Raw genomic sequence first — 14084 nt, 5'->3', positions numbered from 1 at the left:
CCGCGTGGTCGCTGCTGGCCAAGCGATGCGAGCTCACGAACGTGCTCTAGTGCATCGATTGCTGCATGGAGGCGCAGACCTGCCAAGCCTGTGCGACTATCCCGGGTTGCGCCTGATTGGCACGGCGGATTCCCCGAACCGCGAGGGGGTGGTTTCGTTCGCCATCGAGGATTATGCAGCCAAGCATATCGTCGCCGAGCTCGGGGTGCGGTGTATACGCGTCCATGCGCGAAGCGACGACGTGTTCTCTGGCAATATCCTGCGCCCACTTGGGTTGAAGGCGGTTACTCGAATTTTGCTAGCTCATTACAATAGTGCCGATGAAGTTAACGTTTGCCTGGCTTCACTAGGTGAAATGCTGCCGTCTTCTAAAGGATCTCACGGCCAGAGGCCTTACGCCGGGGCCAGTTCGTACCCCAACGACTTCGCTCGTCGGTGAAGGTTGCTCACCAGACGTTGGCGATAGCGCGCTTCGTAGTTGTCCACCCCGGGCTTGCCATAGCGCAGGGTGGTGTGCAACAGGAGCGCGAAATTGCGCGAGGTGGCAGCCACTGCCTTGGCTTCGCCGATGCGGCTGGTCAGCCGACGATAGAAGGCCCCCAGCGCGGTCTTCGTTCGCCCGATGACATTGGCAGCTAGCCGAAGCAGTGCCGCCGCGCAGCTCTTGATGCGCCACGTTCAATGACAGCAGCTTACCTCCGGAGATCTTGTTGGCCCGCGACAGGAGTTAAAGTGCTTCGCCGTGGGCCCACGGTTCATGTTGATACCGCACTCGGCAATCAATTTGAGCACCAGGTAGGCGCCCAACCCATGGATCTGCGTCAGGTCCGTGCCCAGCACATTGAACAGCCATTCACGCAGCTCGAAGGTCGGCGCGTTGCGATTGGTTTAGGCATGTCGCGCCGGTGGCATGGGGTTTGTGGCAACGCGGCATGGGCGGCCAGAGTAATCAAGGCCCCTCGATATGGCGATCACAGTCGGCGATATGCGCATGGTAAGTGTCGTAGAGAGCCAGCGACTGACGCTAGGCCAGTACATGCTCCTCACGGTAGTGGCCCACCAGCGCCTGGTGGATGATAGCTTCGCTCGGCTTGCAACGGCAATCACTGTAGCTGGCCAGCACGACAGGGTCACATTTGCCGGCCAAGATGCCTCGCAGGATACACATGCCAATCTTGCCGGTGATATCGTTGACTGCGTGATTGAGCTGAAGATTCATCTCCATCAGCGCTTTCTGCTTGTGCGAGGCAGCATAGGCCAGCAGACGCTCAAGGTGCCGGACCAGCGTACGCCGATTGGCCAGCTCCTGCGTTGGTCGGAAACTGCCTCGCAATAGGCCATTGGCATGCAGGCGTTGCAGCCACTGCGCGGCATTGATGTTGGACTTGCGTCCCGGTACGTACTTGACGTCGCGCGCATCGGCCAGGATGACCTCCAGGCCGCGCTCTTCCAGGATCTTGATCCGGCGGGATGGCGACCACATGAAAGCGGGCGCCGATATCGATCGCCGCCGCGTTGGGGTGCACAACCTGCCAATTGCTGCGACGCCGGTGGGGAGAAGGCTAACGCACCATGGCGCGGACTCCTCAGCGACACGGAGGAGGATGAGGCCAGAGGAGGCGCTGAAAGGGACTATCTTCCTAACCGGGATAGCCCGAAAGGTGCGTTACCACTGTCAAGTCCAGAACGCCGCCCGAGTCACGTTTTTTAAAGGGGAGTGGCCACCATAAAAGCGGACGGCTGAGCCTCTAGCACCCAGGCTGAGTATTGGCAGCCGCCGTGTTTTTGCCCGGACAAGAGGGGCCAACCCTAACCTGTTCGAATTCTCGGCCAGTTGACTCTAGAGCTGGGCATTCTGGTAGATCAAGGCTTACTCGCGCGCTGAGGGGCTTAGCTGCTGTTGGGCTTCGGCTCGCCACTAAATAGAGCTGTCTGGGCTGAAGGCAAAGCTCTCGGGCAGCGCGGCGGCATTGATGCCGACACGGTCGGCGAGGGCCAGTGCCTCAGCCTTATAGCCACGAGAGTAACGGGTTTGGCCCTCTTCACAGAAGCTGATCGACTTGCCATGGGTCACCTCGTCTCAATGTACTCTCTTAACGAAGTGTCCACTGCAGCGGGGCAAGATCAATTCGCCAGATCGCTGCCTAGCATTATGAACCTAATCCATACGGCCACAAGCCCTACGCCCACCTGAAAGACGTACTGGAACAGCTGCCGACGCAGAAGGCCAACCAAGTCCACGAATTCCTGCCCCAGAAGTGACAGCACATCGACTGTTCCCTGAAAAGCGTCGATCGACATTCGGTTACGACCGACGCCGCATAACTGATCCATGACTAGGAGGCGAAGCATCAGCCACCGAAGGATCCGACAGCGCCAACCACAGTTGCGCCCTTGAGGGAACCCTAGCACGCATCATTGCCGAATATAATATAATAATTGTCGGCAATTTATTGACATATGCCTACACTGATTATAAGTTTGTTGACTATATGCTACTCGCAGTGGGCAAATCATCTCCTAAAGGCTCCCTGCAAAATTGTATAAACTTATAAAAACAAAAGGTTAAGAACACCATGACTATTGGGCCTACACACGAGCATTCCCAGCCAGGCTTCAAAGCTTGTCTACTTAGATCATTACCAATGTTGGGGGCAATGAGCTCAGCAAGCGTCACGGAGACCCTTATCGGGGAACATGTGTGTGTAACGGGAACTCGCATGCAAGAGTGGATGGTCTGGTCGGCTGATCAATTTAGGTCGCAATCGGATGGATGCTACGAATTCATTTTTAGTCATGAGTCATTTCAAGGTGCGCTGTCAAAGATTGAAGGAACTTTAAGATCTGATAATCTTATTATTGTCTATTCTGACACTCTGTTTGCTAGGTCGATATACGTCCGTAACTGCCCGCTGGGGGCCTTAGTTATTGAAATGGAAAATATTTATAGAAGCGTGAGCGACAAATTATTAATATTCATAAATCGTAATATTGAATGGCAGATTAGCAAAACTAGTATTAGCCATGCTCTATTAGATAAGCACGGACAAAAGACGCAAAAATCCAAAACATCGGCTTTGTATGATATTCCCTTGCCTGTCGACAACAATTTAGCATTGGCTGTATTTTCTAACCTATTGTTGATATTTCAACAAGATTTTTTGGCGTCTAAAAAATTTACTGCGCAAAATTTCATTTTTTTAAGCGAGTCGGCAAAGCCAAGCACCATATTAAAGCTCACTGACTTTTTTTTGGCTGCGGGATTTTGGAAGATAAAGAAAGAAAAGACAGATAAATATTTGGAAATTGTCAAATGAAAGCTATTCCTCTTTATTAACCTCTTCAAATCAGATTGGTTAATTTTTTCTGGTTCTTGCTTGAAACCAGGCAGAGCATGCACAAGAGAATTGTCTTACCTGTATGATTTAAATAGCATGAAAGCATAATCCTGAATCCGTGAAGCCGGCGCCGACACTTTCCCTATCACCGCCAGCGAGCACTTTTTGATCATTCGCCCCGTGCAAGTTGGCTTTCGCAAGCCCGTTATTGCCAAAACCCACCGTGCTGATCGGTGCTGACGGCCCGTTTTGTCATGCCTTTCCACCCGCCAGGCACGACATATCTGGCGATCGCGTGTCGCTTGGAACTGCTTGTGGATAGAGTGTCGCCGATTGACGGTCAGCATGGCGTTCCTCGTGGATAACGCAGTCGGCTCCGCAGCGTCTTGAGCACCGTCATGCGCCCGATATCCTGCCCGAAGTCGAGGATGATCTGCCGTGCCTTGTGAATCACGAGAGCCGCACGGTGCACCAACTCTTGTAGCACGGTGCGCAGCCGGCGCCGCTTGGCCGGGTGGCGAACCGGGCTCAGCTCGCCGGTCATGCCCAGCTGTCCCATCAGGCGCAGGATGTTGTAGGCCAACTGGGCGAGATGCAGGATCAGATCGTTGGTGGCGAACTTGCCGGACGGCAAGCGCTCCAGGTCGAGATCGGTCTTGATCTCGCTGTGAAACTGCTCATGGGTGGCATGCGCCTGGTAGCGCTTGATCACCGCCTCCGGCGCCTCGTCCAGGCTGGTCCACCAGCCTTCCAACTCATAGTCCGGTTCGAGCAGCAACTGGCCATCGCGATCGGCGGTGCGCTCGACCAGGCGCATCACGCGTTGGACGACGTATTCGGTCTTGTTGTCGTCGTGGATCGAGACGGTCTGCGTCCACAGCGCCTGGCGCTTGCCAGGACGCAGCTCTTCCCAGTAGTCCGCCGCCACCGCCAGCCAGGTATCTCGATCAGCCGTGGCCGAGCCACGCGGGTTCCATTTGACGACATAGTCGAGCCGGCGCCCCTCGTCGGCAAAGACCTGGCGTTGCTGTTCGAGAAGCGCCAGGTGCGCCTGGCTGTCGAAGCCGCTGTCCTCGCGTAACAGGATCGGTTGCTTGGTCAAGCATTGGGCGCGAGGCAGTACCCGCTCCAGGAAGGCGTTGCTCTCCTTCATGGTGTGCTGCTTGCCAGGCCGCAGTTCCAGACCCAGGCACCACCCTTCGTTGCCCAGATAGGCGGCGATCGGGGTGTAGCCATCGACCTTCTGGTAGGTCCGCGAGACGCCTTCCTTCTTCGAGTTGCTGTTGTCCATGACGAAGGTGTCGATGTCCAGGCAGACGTGCGTCGTCTCGGCGGTGATCGGTGCTTCGATCAGTGACAGCAGGGTCGTGGACCAGGTGGCGGTGCGCGCCTGCAGGTCGTTGGCGGCAAGTTTCTCCAGCCGCTGTCGCAGCGTCGCCGCGCTCGGCACCTTCTGCAGGGTCAGCAGTTGTTGGAAGGGCTTGTCGCGGCGGAAGTTCTCGACAGCGTCATAGTCGCTCATGCCCAGACACAGCAGGCCCAGGTAGCTCTTGATCACGTCACTGGTGCGCATGCCCAGCGTGGTGGGGAAGCGGCTGTCGATGCTGTCGACGCCAGCGATCTCGAAGCATTGCCCGATGATGGACAGCCCGGCGTGGCTGGTGAGGGTGCGGCGACTGGCGCGGAACTTTATGTTGGGCATGGCACTGTCTGGGTGAATGGCGATAATGGCTATATTGCCATGCAGGTCAGTGGGTTAGAAGTGCTTCCGGGGGCCGGTCTCACGGATTCAGGGAAAGGTCAACGGTGCCTTGATGCTCCTGGGAATGACCTAAACTTCCGTCAGCGTACTTAACCCAGCCCTCCCATCCAAGGACTCTCGTAGTCTTTCCTCTAAGAATACGAAGCAATTCCATTGCATCGGCATACCCGACGACTATTTCATCCTCTACCGCTGATCTGTTTATTATTTCTTCGTAGCTATACATGACGGGGACACATTAACGCTTAAGCACAGCGGCGCGAGTTTACGAGCGTCCGGCGCCCGGTAGGGCGCGAACTGGTGCGTATGGTTACGTGTTTAATCACGACTCCGCCTCCCGTGCTTAATGTAATAATGAGGTATCGCTACTGCGCCTAAAAGCACCATGTACGATATCCACCAACCTCGGTTTTGTAGCTTCCGAAGACCGCTATCACGAATGCAAACTGCCAGTGTGATGACGGACATTAATAGCACTACTACCCATAAAGCATCTACTATTCCCTTTGGGACTACCCTTTCTCCCGAACCCCAATAATAGGGCACGTTCATATTGAAAGCGACAATATATGCTACCGCCAAAACGATCGTAACAATCAGTATCGTCTTCTCAAGCTTACTCATAGATACACGTAACAGTGATTATACGCCCTTCAACATAACACTATTTTCATCCGCTGCAATTCTGGCGGCCGCCGCTTTCAGGTCCGCTCTCTGACTCTGTGCCATCTCGACAAGCTGGCTGGTCGGAGGCAGGTCTTCGAGCGTCACATCAAGCTCGCCGGTCACCCCAACGGCATCGGAGGGGGACACCCCGAGCACTTCGGTAAGGTCAATTTTTGATTGCTCGAGCTTTTGTTCCGCCGAGGCTTTTTGATTCCGGGCCCTGGCAAGCCCAATGACTGCGGTATTGAGATCAATCCGGGTTTGTTTACCCTGTTTTACGGACATTTCAACCAGGTCTTTGGTGCGTTGCATAAGTTCAACGGCACGGGTTGCGGTTTCCAACTCTTTCTGAGCCAGCAGTATCCGGAAATAGGCGGCCCGCACCCGCGCCTTGGTGGCTACCTTCAGGTATTCAAGCTCCTGTTGCCGGGACGTGAGATTACTCCGGGCACGCGACTGCCCAAGGTCGCCGCGATTACCCATCCAGATCTCCTGAGTAACCCTCACCCCATATTCCAGGGACTCGTCGGCCTGATCCGGGGCCTGACGGGCCCCCAACTCAAACTCTGGATTGCTCGGCGCCCAGCGGCTGGCATGATCAAGCTGTCCCTGCTGTATCGAGACCGCGGCCCGCCTCAAAGCCAATACCGGGCTATTCTCGAAAGCCATCACCATGGCCTGGTTCAGGGAAACAGCCTGGCTGGCTTTGGCCTGCTGATATTCTTTCAGCGACACACTCTCTTTTGCCTGGGCCGACACCATAGGAGAGACGGCCAAGGCTCCCGGAACTATCATCGCGCACAACAACAATCGTTTGTTCATTCAGTATCATCCTGGCTGTTTGACTGAGGTCAGTGAGTCAGCATTTTTGCGTGGGAATCTGGAACGACCTTACAGACAAACCTTTAATACAGTTTGAAATTCAGGCACCGGATAAGAAATGAGCTTTGGCGGCAGGGGGGGCAGAGGTAAGGGCGAGGATGTCGAGTCACCGGGCGTCAAGGCAGGCGCACGATGGTGGGTTCTTGCATGATAAATAAAAACCGGCCCGTCATTTGGGCCGGCTTTTTATTCTGGATCTGAATTGCTTGTGATCACTTGGCCGATCAGAAACTCCTGCTCCAACCCAGCCAGAACTTCGGATCATCCGAGTTGACAGAGCCAAGCGCGTCGGTTGACTCAATGTCCGCGTACTCCACGTTAACACTGAAAGAACCGAAGTTTCCCGCATCCTTTGTAACGTTGGCGGCGACGTGTGAATAACTTGCCTCGCCGACAGAAGCCTTGCCGTCATCAGCGAAGTCGTAATAGCCAAGCGTCACACCGGCACTGTAGCTGTCCTCCAGAGGCACCCCAACAGAGGCGTAGTAATAGGCATCCCCCTGCACGAACACCCCATCACCACTGGTGTCGCTGTTGATCGTGTAGGCCAGGCCGATGGCCGCAATGCCATAACTGATCTCGCCGTACAGTTCGCCGAAGTCGATGGAGTCCGGCGCGTCAGGATACGCATAATAAATGTACCCAACGTCATAACCCAGTTCTTCCACAGAGCCGGAGAATCCGGCATAAAGATCAAGCTCATAGCTGGTGCCGTCACCAAAATCGACATTGGAACCCCAACCACCGGCGTAGAAGCCCGACGCATGCTCATAATCCAACCCTCCCTGGACAGCCGCAGCCCCGTCTGTCTGGGTGACGCCCCGGAACAGATAGTTGCTGCTGGCGCTCACATTTGAGCTGACGTCAGCGCTAACAATGGCGGGCGCAGCCTGAAGTGCTGCAAGCAAAGTGATACTGATAAATCCGGATTTGGTGAAAAACTGCTTCTTCATAATGGATACCTTCGGTTGGGTTTCATTGCTCCAAATATGATTTAGCAAAAGTCTTGCCACATCTTATTTATTCTTGTTTATCATTATTATAGAGACAAATCGGCACATTCTGAGCTTGCCCCCGAAAAACGACCCAACACCTAGCGCCCCAGAACCTGTCACCGGCCCGGACCAGCGCCCTGTTTTGATGCATTCTCTGTAACCATTCTCCTGAATCCGTGAAGCCGGCGCCGACACTTTCCCTATCACCGCCAGCGAGCACTTTTTGATCATTCGCCCCGTGCAAGTTGGCTTTCGCAAGCCCGTTATTGCCAAAACCCACCGTGCTGATCGGTGCTGACGGCCCGTTTTGTCATGCCTTTCCACCCGCCAGGCACGACATATCTGGCGATCGCGTGTCGCTTGGAACTGCTTGTGGATAGAGTGTCGCCGATTGACGGTCAGCATGGCGTTCCTCGTGGATAACGCAGTCGGCTCCGCAGCGTCTTGAGCACCGTCATGCGCCCGATATCCTGCCCGAAGTCGAGGATGATCTGCCGTGCCTTGTGAATCACGAGAGCCGCACGGTGCACCAGCTCTTGTAGCACGGTGCGCAGCCGGCGCCGCTTGGCCGGGTGGCGAACCGGGCTCAGCTCGCCGGTCATGCCCAGCTGTCCCATCAGGCGCAGGATGTTGTAGGCCAACTGGGCGAGATGCAGGATCAGATCGTTGGTGGCGAACTTGCCGGACGGCAAGCGCTCCAGGTCGAGATCGGTCTTGATCTCGCTGTGAAACTGCTCATGGGTGGCATGCGCCTGGTAGCGCTTGATCACCGCCTCCGGCGCCTCGTCCAGGCTGGTCCACCAGCCTTCCAACTCATAGTCCGGTTCGAGCAGCAACTGGCCATCGCGATCGGCGGTGCGCTCGACCAGGCGCATCACGCGTTGGACGACGTATTCGGTCTTGTTGTCGTCGTGGATCGAGACGGTCTGCGGCCACAGCGCCTGGCTGTCGAAGCCGCTGTCCTCGCGTAACAGGATCGGTTGCTTGGTCAAGCATTGGGCGCGAGGCAGTACCCGCTCCAGGAAGGCGTTGCTCTCCTTCATGGTGTGCTGCTTGCCAGGCCGCAGTTCCAGACCCAGGCACCACCCTTCGTTGCCCAGATAGGCGGCGATCGGGGTGTAGCCATCGACCTTCTGGTAGGTCCGCGAGACGCCTTCCTTCTTCGAGTTGCTGTTGTCCATGACGAAGGTGTCGATGTCCAGGCAGACGTGCGTCGTCTCGGCGGTGATCGGTGCTTCGATCAGTGACAGCAGGGTCGTGGACCAGGTGGCGGTGCGCGCCTGCAGGTCGTTGGCGGCAAGTTTCTCCAGCCGCTGTCGCAGCGTGGCGGTACTCGGCACCTTCTGCAGGGTCAGCAGTTGTTGGAAGGGCTTGTCGCGGCGGAAGTTCTCGACAGCGTCATAGTCGCTCATGCCCAGACACAGCAGGCCCAGGTAGCTCTTGATCACGTCACTGGTGCGCATGCCCAGCGTGGTGGGGAAGCGGCTGTCGATGCTGTCGACGCCAGCGATCTCGAAGCATTGCCCGATGATGGACAGCCCGGCGTGGCTGGTGAGGGTGCGGCAACTGGCGCGGAACTTTATGTTGGGCATGGCACTGTCTGGGTGAATGGCGATAATGGCTATATTGCCATGCAGGTCAGTGGGTTAGAAGTGCTTCCTGGGGCCGGTCTCACGGATTCAGGATAATATAAAAAGGAACTAGGTAAAATTTTATTAAAGTCTTGCTGCTCATTTTATTTAGCAAAAGCTCAATGGAGGGAAAAAGTAATTAAGATAAACAGAAATCTAAAATAAAGTATAGATTTCATACCAATAGCACCTTGAATAAAATTGTCGAAATTAATACTAACAAGCTAGATAGCGAAAAAAGGAAATGACATGATAATTGATCAGCTTAAATCCATAAACAAAAATATATTACAAGGATGTTTCTTATCTGGGTTGGGTATATTGGCGCTCGCCGGTGCTCAGCAGAAAGCTCTTGCTTCTGAGTTCCCATCTAGAGACATTGAGGTTATTGTTCCTAACGGGCCTGGGGGAGCCAATGATCTAACAGTACGTAGTTTAGAGAGTGGTCTTGAGTCTGCTCTGGGCGTGAATGTCATTACTGTAAACCAACCGGCATCTGGCGGAATTGTGGCGGCTGTTCGCCTAGCGGAAACAGATCCAAGCGGTCATACCCTGTATTTTAATTCTCAGTCTCTTATAACACTATCTAAAACTAATGATTTTCTTGACTTAGAAAAGTTTCAGCCTGTCGCGCAGGTTGTCCAAGATGCATCTGCCATTGCTGTAAACAGCAATGCTCCCTATAACACCCTAGCTGAACTTATAGATTATGGCCACAGCCATCCCGGTAATTTAAAAATAGCTACAAATGGTAAAAACGGCTTATGGCACTATTCAGCTCTGACTTTTGCCAAAGCCGCTGACCTCGATTTGCAATATATTCCGTACTCTTCCGGCGGTGCCGCCATGAGTCGAGCATTGGCGTCAGGCGAGGTAGATATATCGGCAAATAGCCCGAGCGAGCTTAAGCCTCTAGTTGAAGCCGGTCGAATAAAACTGTTGGCCATTCAAAGCGATTCTCGTCATGCTATTTTTCCTGAGATTCCCACTGCAGTAGAACAAGGCATCGACGCAGAGTTTCCGGTTTGGCGAGGTGTGTTTACCGCAGCAGGTACTGACGAAGATATGCTTAAGGAACTATCTAACAGTATCAAAGAGACATACGATAGTAAAGCCTTCCAGACATTCCTAGATAACAGCGGAATGCCGGGACGATTTAAACCTTATGATGAATTCACTGAGTTCTTTGAAGCTCAAAAAAACATGTATTTGGAATTGCAGTAAATAATCAGCACCAGGAGGGTGACTATGAAAGATATGATTACTTCCGTTGCGGCAATTTCAATAGGCATAGCAGTATATATTCTGTCAACCCCTCTTGATGTAAGCGACGCACCATTTTCATCCAACCCAGCCATATTCCCACAACTCATCAGTATATTTATAATTTTATTAGGCTTTATGTTACTTATTAATAGCCTAAAATCGGGAGCTTGGTCATTTGAGTTCAAAATCAAAATTTCTTCACTGAAGCTGGGTTCGCTTTTCCTGCTGTTTATTGTTTATCTCGTTGGCCTACAAGTATTAGGCTTTATTATTTCAACGCTAATTTTCCTATGGGTTATGATGTATCTCTTGAGCAATGAGAAACTACTGCCAATCTTATACAGTTTAGCTTTAACCACAATGCTGTATATGGTTTTTGGTTTTGGTTTCAAAATATTGCTTCCAATTGGCTACTTTTGGTCCTAGGGGTGGATGAATATGGAATTAAGTCTATACACAGCTGGCTTTGAACAAGTCTTTAATGTGAATATGATTTTGTTAATATTGCTGGGCACTACTCTAGGCGTCCTAACTGGATCGTTGCCCGGATTAACAGCCACCATGGGCGTATCAATACTGGTACCTGTAACCTATAGCATGACACCGGAGGCGGGGATCTTAATGCTCGTAGGTATATATCTTGGCGGTGTATTCGGTGGCGCTATCTCAGCCACACTAGTCAATATCCCCGGCACTCCTTCTGCAGTCATGACCGCAATGGATGCCTATCCAATGGCTCAAAGGGGAGAAGCTAGCAGAGCACTTGGAATTGCGACCTTCTCTTCTGCATTTGGGGGAATATTCAGTGTATTCATATTAGTACTGATAGCCCCGATCATTGCGGACTTTGCCCTTGAATTTACATCATATGAGATGTTCTCAATCGCTCTCTTCGGTTTAACAATAATAGCGGTGATCTCAGCGGGGTCTATGATAAAGGGCCTCATAGCGGGCTGTCTTGGCTTAATATTAGCCTCAGTTGGTGCTGACCCAATCTTAGGCATCCCCCGCTTGACATTCAGTAGCATGGAGCTATTTGGCGGTGTTCAGTTTATTGCTGCCATGGTTGGGCTTTTCGGCGTTACGGAAGTACTGTTAAATGCAGAGAAGCATTTCAATAAACTCAATAGCTGCAAGCTAGATGTAATTCATTTTAAAGCCAGCAAGGTTATCCCCGAATGGACTGACATTAAGCACCTGTGGGCGAATATACTTCGGTCCAGTACAATCGGTGTGATTATTGGTGCTATCCCCGGCGCAGGAGGGACAATAGCTTCCATCGTTTCCTACGGCGTTCAGACAAAAGCATCCAAACAGCCAGATGAAATGGGAAAAGGCTCCATTGAAGGAATCGGCGCGGCTGAATCTGCCAATAATTCCTGCACAGGCGGAGCTATGACCACCATGCTCTCTCTTGGTATACCAGGTGATGCAGTTACTGCTATTCTTATCGGTGCCTTTATGATACATGGGCTCCAACCTGGGCCTTTATTATTTCAGAACAACATTGATTTGGTATCAACAATTTTTCTTGGCATGTTAGTATCAAATTTATTTATTCTGGTGATTGGCTTGGGAGCGGCCAAAGCATTTGCTAAATTATTGTCCGTGCCTCAAGCGATACTTAATAGTGCCATAATTGCTTTCTGCTTTATCGGCAGCTATACGATACAAAACAGCTTTTTTGACGTTAAAGTTATGCTGTTCTTTGCCTTGTTGGGCTATGCTATGGTAAAAGCTGATTTACCCAGGGCCCCGGTTGTTCTTGCACTGATTCTTGGACCTTTAATGGAATCAAATTTGCGGCGCGCTTTGGCTATTAACCAAGACAACTTCCTTTACTTTGCCTATAGCTTATTGGAACGCCCTATCGCTGCAGCCGTTTTGTTCATTACCTTCTTGGCAATTGTTTCTTCTTTATTTAAGCGCAGCTCTACGGTCTTGATTGAGGAAAAATGATTAAGAGTGCCTTTCAAAACCTTGAAAGCGGCTTCAGCCCTTCCTAGATTTTCGGTATGGCTAATAAGATCGTATCCGATGAACTCTGGTCTATTGTCGAGCCATTGCTGCCACCGCCGACGCCCAAGCCATGAGGTGGCCGACCTCTCGTCTCCAATCGCGCCGCCCTGAAGGGCATTCTGTTCGTCCTGCGCTCGGGTATTCCCTGTGAGATGCTACCCCAGGAAATGGGCTGTGGCTCGGGCGTGACCTGCTGGCGTAGATTGCGTGGCTGGCACGAAGCGGGTGTCTGGGAGAGTTTGCATCAAACGCTGCTGGCGCACTTGCATCACGCTGACCAACTTGACTGGGAGCGGGCCTACATGGACAGCGACTCCCTACCGGCAAAAAGGGGGCTCGGCCATTGAAAATCTGCGTTATTAAATTTTGTAGAGGCAGGGAAAACTCAGAATTTTAGAGAAATAGATCATATTCCTCAACGTAATGAATATCGCTGTCCCGCGAGAGAGCGGCTAATTTGGCGCTTCAAGAACGTCGAAAATGGCCAGACGCTACATTGCTATTGGAGTTCGGTGTCCGGATTGCTCAATGAAGCCGCAATACTAGAGCTCAGGAGGACTTTGGCACATCTTGGGATTCGGTGATTGCCGAAACCAAAGTATCGATGGTGAACATGTTCGGCTACAACAAGGCGTGGGCCTTACGAGCTGACCAGATGAAACTACGGTACTTGGCCGATTCGAGGCATGCATTGGCTGCCTTCATAATTGGTGAAGCCCTGATGAAAAAAGGTGATGACCTAGCCATAGAATGGCTGGTTCATAGCCATAACGCCGGTCACACTTATGCCTTGCTATTCCTGTCAGGTTATTTGGCGCAAAAAGAAAACCCACTGGGAGCGATCGCATGTAAGGTTATTTCGGCCGACTCTGGCTGTGAGGTGTCGCAGCTTGCGATTTTTCATCCTGAAAATATCGATTACATGTACCAGTGCGCCCCCAATCAGCTTAGAGAGGTATTAGCGGACCTTTCAGGAAAGACGGCTTACTCTGTGGCGAGGTATCTGCAATCCATACTGTTGATGGCAGTTTGTGAGGACGAAGGCTTAAGCATTCTCGATGAGGTCATTGCCAAACCGCTCAAGCGACCCAAAAAGGAAGATCTAGATGAGCCGTTTACCGGACGAGGGCGTACAATCAGAAAATTCTGCAGTCAGGTACGGAAGAAGGTACTTAGTCTAAAAGGAGGTGACTTGATTGGATCCAAAAGTCTGGTGGTGTTTAGGGACACTAGTGAAAGTTATCCCTTCATCCCTTATCGCGATTTCATTGAATTTGATGAGCACTTTCAAAACATTCAACGCACAATGTGTTAGCTTCATCCTACAGGGTAACAGGCCCAGCTAGATGCTGAGCTTTAGCTTTTTTACCATTCTATTCAGTAGCTTCTGCAATTATTTCTAGATACAGGCTTTGGTTTGGGTAGGTAACGTTACCAACTTTATTATAATACGAGTCAAGATGTTTTGATGGCGGCTCCGGAAAAGTTACCAACTTTATTTTTTTATATCCTTAGCTTTTCCTGA

13 protein-coding genes and 1 pseudogene are annotated in these 14084 nt (G+C 52.0%); 7 read left to right on the top strand and 7 right to left on the bottom strand.

The genetic code is table 11. The features are described 5' to 3' along the window. The first annotated feature begins 435 nt into the window (after positions 1–435). Positions 436–639 (top strand): hypothetical protein, encoded by a 204-nt coding sequence (locus ACXUPB_RS21615; protein ID WP_472954674.1) that lies wholly within the window; start codon positions 436–438, stop codon positions 637–639. Between the two features lie 385 nt (positions 640–1024). On the opposite strand, the gene ACXUPB_RS21610 is transcribed toward ACXUPB_RS21615, so the two are convergent. From ACXUPB_RS21610 to ACXUPB_RS21600, 3 genes are all read right to left on the bottom strand, one after another. Then, the gene (locus ACXUPB_RS21610) at positions 1025–1483 is read right to left on the bottom strand and encodes a hypothetical protein (protein ID WP_472954672.1); all 459 of its coding nucleotides are present in this window, start codon (positions 1481–1483) and stop codon (positions 1025–1027) included. Between the two features lie 435 nt (positions 1484–1918). Beyond that, positions 1919–2074 (bottom strand): hypothetical protein, encoded by a 156-nt coding sequence (locus tag ACXUPB_RS21605; protein ID WP_472954669.1) that lies wholly within the window; start codon positions 2072–2074, stop codon positions 1919–1921. A gap of 50 nt (positions 2075–2124) precedes the next feature. Continuing rightward, the gene (locus tag ACXUPB_RS21600) at positions 2125–2352 is read right to left on the bottom strand and encodes a hypothetical protein (protein WP_472954667.1); all 228 of its coding nucleotides are present in this window, start codon (positions 2350–2352) and stop codon (positions 2125–2127) included. Between the two features lie 368 nt (positions 2353–2720). On the opposite strand from ACXUPB_RS21600, the gene ACXUPB_RS21595 reads away from it, so the two are divergent. Continuing rightward, positions 2721–3317: a hypothetical protein gene (locus ACXUPB_RS21595; protein ID WP_472954666.1), complete on the top strand. Its 597-nt coding sequence runs from the start codon at positions 2721–2723 to the stop codon at positions 3315–3317. Between the two features lie 361 nt (positions 3318–3678). Here ACXUPB_RS21595 and ACXUPB_RS21590 read toward each other — a convergent pair whose 3' ends face one another. From ACXUPB_RS21590 to ACXUPB_RS21575, 4 genes are all read right to left on the bottom strand, one after another. Continuing rightward, positions 3679–5040, bottom strand: coding sequence for an IS1380 family transposase (locus tag ACXUPB_RS21590; protein ID WP_074210231.1), 1362 nt, complete (start codon positions 5038–5040; stop codon positions 3679–3681). A gap of 702 nt (positions 5041–5742) precedes the next feature. Further along, on the bottom strand, positions 5743–6588 hold the full coding sequence (locus ACXUPB_RS21585; RefSeq protein ID WP_197746125.1) for a TolC family protein: 846 nt from the start codon (positions 6586–6588) through the stop codon (positions 5743–5745). 284 nt (positions 6589–6872) lie between these two features. Then, a complete protein-coding gene (locus ACXUPB_RS21580; protein ID WP_062363658.1) occupies positions 6873–7601 on the bottom strand; it encodes a TorF family putative porin in 729 nt (242 codons plus the stop codon). Positions 7602–8041: 440 nt separating this feature from the next. Next, the gene (locus ACXUPB_RS21575) at positions 8042–9235 is read right to left on the bottom strand and encodes a transposase (RefSeq protein ID WP_472954664.1); all 1194 of its coding nucleotides are present in this window, start codon (positions 9233–9235) and stop codon (positions 8042–8044) included. A gap of 288 nt (positions 9236–9523) precedes the next feature. Here ACXUPB_RS21575 and ACXUPB_RS21570 point away from each other — a divergent pair, with 288 nt between their 5' ends. The 5 genes and pseudogenes from ACXUPB_RS21570 to ACXUPB_RS21550 all read left to right on the top strand — a co-directional run bounded on the left by ACXUPB_RS21570 (position 9524) and on the right by ACXUPB_RS21550 (position 13874). Further along, positions 9524–10498, top strand: a complete 975-nt coding sequence (locus tag ACXUPB_RS21570) for a Bug family tripartite tricarboxylate transporter substrate binding protein (protein WP_472954662.1) — start codon at positions 9524–9526, stop codon at positions 10496–10498. A 24-nt stretch (positions 10499–10522) separates the two neighbouring features. Beyond that, positions 10523–10966 (top strand): tripartite tricarboxylate transporter TctB family protein, encoded by a 444-nt coding sequence (locus tag ACXUPB_RS21565; RefSeq protein ID WP_472954660.1) that lies wholly within the window; start codon positions 10523–10525, stop codon positions 10964–10966. A 12-nt stretch (positions 10967–10978) separates the two neighbouring features. After that, the gene (locus tag ACXUPB_RS21560) at positions 10979–12499 is read left to right on the top strand and encodes a tripartite tricarboxylate transporter permease (RefSeq protein WP_472954658.1); all 1521 of its coding nucleotides are present in this window, start codon (positions 10979–10981) and stop codon (positions 12497–12499) included. Positions 12500–12555: 56 nt separating this feature from the next. After that, positions 12556–12894, top strand: a pseudogene (locus ACXUPB_RS21555) (transposase); the annotation flags it as partial. Positions 12895–13139: 245 nt separating this feature from the next. After that, positions 13140–13874, top strand: coding sequence for a hypothetical protein (locus ACXUPB_RS21550; protein ID WP_472954657.1), 735 nt, complete (start codon positions 13140–13142; stop codon positions 13872–13874). The last annotated feature ends 210 nt before the right edge of the window (positions 13875–14084 follow it).

It is taken from the genome of Vreelandella sp. DA03-1M (assembly GCF_055725665.1).
Note: the sequence above shows the minus strand (reverse complement) of the source record. Positions and strands in the feature narration are given on the sequence as shown.

Coding starts and splice junctions, on each gene's coding strand:
- ACXUPB_RS21560 (WP_472954658.1), top strand. CDS start 10,979: ATGGAATTAAGTCTATACACAGCTGGCTTTGAACAAGTCTTTAATGTG.
- ACXUPB_RS21575 (WP_472954664.1), bottom strand. CDS start 9,235: ATGCCCAACATAAAGTTCCGCGCCAGTTGCCGCACCCTCACCAGCCAC.
- ACXUPB_RS21595 (WP_472954666.1), top strand. CDS start 2,721: ATGCAAGAGTGGATGGTCTGGTCGGCTGATCAATTTAGGTCGCAATCG.
- ACXUPB_RS21600 (WP_472954667.1), bottom strand. CDS start 2,352: ATGCTTCGCCTCCTAGTCATGGATCAGTTATGCGGCGTCGGTCGTAAC.
- ACXUPB_RS21570 (WP_472954662.1), top strand. CDS start 9,524: ATGATAATTGATCAGCTTAAATCCATAAACAAAAATATATTACAAGGA.
- ACXUPB_RS21585 (WP_197746125.1), bottom strand. CDS start 6,588: ATGAACAAACGATTGTTGTTGTGCGCGATGATAGTTCCGGGAGCCTTG.
- ACXUPB_RS21580 (WP_062363658.1), bottom strand. CDS start 7,601: ATGAAGAAGCAGTTTTTCACCAAATCCGGATTTATCAGTATCACTTTG.
- ACXUPB_RS21565 (WP_472954660.1), top strand. CDS start 10,523: ATGAAAGATATGATTACTTCCGTTGCGGCAATTTCAATAGGCATAGCA.
- ACXUPB_RS21590 (WP_074210231.1), bottom strand. CDS start 5,040: ATGCCCAACATAAAGTTCCGCGCCAGTCGCCGCACCCTCACCAGCCAC.
- ACXUPB_RS21610 (WP_472954672.1), bottom strand. CDS start 1,483: ATGTGGTCGCCATCCCGCCGGATCAAGATCCTGGAAGAGCGCGGCCTG.